Source organism: Pseudomonas sp. Sample_10, assembly GCF_004321495.1.
GTDB lineage: Bacteria > Pseudomonadota > Gammaproteobacteria > Pseudomonadales > Pseudomonadaceae > Aquipseudomonas.
The window spans coordinates 1-1,606 of the sequence record NZ_RCOE01000049.1 but is presented as its reverse complement, the minus strand read 5'-3'; the positions used below and the strand labels follow the sequence as shown (position 1 = coordinate 1,606).

At 60.7% G+C, this 1,606-nt stretch carries 2 protein-coding genes; both read right to left on the bottom strand.

Going from position 1 to position 1,606, the window contains the following annotated elements; genetic code table 11:
• Positions 1-149: hypothetical protein (locus D8U18_RS28955; protein ID WP_177434982.1), on the bottom strand; the 149-nt coding region annotated here is incomplete at its 3' end.
• A gap of 100 nt (positions 150-249) precedes the next feature.
• On the bottom strand, positions 250-1,413 hold the full coding sequence (locus D8U18_RS03870; RefSeq protein ID WP_131107055.1) for an isovaleryl-CoA dehydrogenase: 1,164 nt from the start codon (positions 1,411-1,413) through the stop codon (positions 250-252).
• Between the last annotated feature and the right edge of the window lie 193 nt (positions 1,414-1,606).

Genomic DNA, 1,606 nt, shown 5'->3' with positions numbered 1-1,606 from the left:
CGCGAGGTGTGGCGTTCCTGAGCTTTGACACCGCCACCCTGCGCCACTTGAGCGAGCAGGGTGTGCAGTGCGTCGACCTGTTTGAGCATCGCCGCGCAGTTGGCGGCGAACTCCGCTGAACGCGGGTTGAGCTGAGTGTGCAGAATCATGGGGCTTACTCCGTAAGCAGCTTCGAGCTACAAGCGGCAAGCTGCAAGTTGGGGCAAGAGCGCGGTTCTCTTGCAGCTTGTAGCTTGCCGCTGACGAAATTCATTTCGTCTCGTTGAACAGTTCGCGGCCGATCAGCATGCGCCGGATCTCGCTGGTGCCGGCGCCGATTTCGTAGAGCTTGGCGTCGCGCAGCAGGCGACCGGCGGGGAATTCGTTGATGTAGCCGTTGCCGCCGAGAATCTGGATCGCGTCGAGGGCCATTTGCGTGGCGCGTTCGGCGGTGTAGAGGATCACCCCGGCCGCGTCCTTGCGCGTGGTTTCGCCGCGCTCGCAGGCCTGGGCCACCGCGTACAGATAAGCGCGGCTGGCGTTGAGCTGGGTGTACATGTCGGCGACTTTGCCCTGGATCAGCTGGAATTCGCCGATGCTCTGGCCGAACTGCTTGCGGTCGTGAATGTACGGAACGATCAGGTCCATGCAGGCTTGCATGATCCCGGTCGGGCCGCCCGAGAGCACAACGCGCTCGTAGTCGAGGCCGCTCATCAGCACTTTCACGCCGCCGTTGAGCACGCCGAGGATGTTTTCTTCCGGCACTTCGACGTCATCGAAAAACAGCTCACAGGTGTTCGAACCGCGCATGCCGAGCTTGTCGAACTTGTTGCTGCGGCTGAAGCCTTTCCAGTCGCGCTCGACGATGAACGCGGTGATGCCGTGAGGGCCTTTTTCCAGGTCGGTCTTGGCGTAGATCACGTAGGTGTTGGCGTCCGGGCCGTTGGTGATCCAGGTCTTGCTGCCGTTGAGCACGTACTTGTCACCGCGTTTGTCGGCACGCAGTTTCATCGAGACCACATCGGAACCGGCGTTCGGCTCGCTCATGGCCAGGGCGCCGATGTGCTCGCCACTGATCAGCTTCGGCAGGTATTTGGATTTCTGTTCGTGGTTACCGTTGCGGTTGATCTGGTTGACGCACAGGTTGGAGTGGGCGCCATAAGACAGGGCCACCGAAGCCGAGCCACGGCTGATTTCTTCCATGGCGACCACATGGGCCAGGTAACCCAGTCCCGCACCGCCGTACTCTTCCGGGACGGTAATGCCCAGCAGGCCCATGTCGCCGAATTTGCGCCACAGGTCCGCGGGGAACAGGTTGTCGATGTCGATCTGAGCGGCGCGCGGGGCGATCTCCTTGGCGACGAAGGACTGAACCTGATCGCGCAGCATGTCGATGGTTTCACCGAGGGCAAAGTTCAGGGATGGGTAGCTCATGGGACACCTTTTGGCTTTTTTGTAGGGTGGGGAGGGCAGTGATTCGGCTCTCACCTTTACGTTAACGTAAGCCTGTGACGAATGGCTGTCAATCACCCTTTACGTTAACGTCAACTTGAGCGAGAGTAGAGCCAGTTCTGAAAGACCAGCGTCGCACTCTGTGGCGAGGGAGGCCCCGCCCCGTCTTCGACGC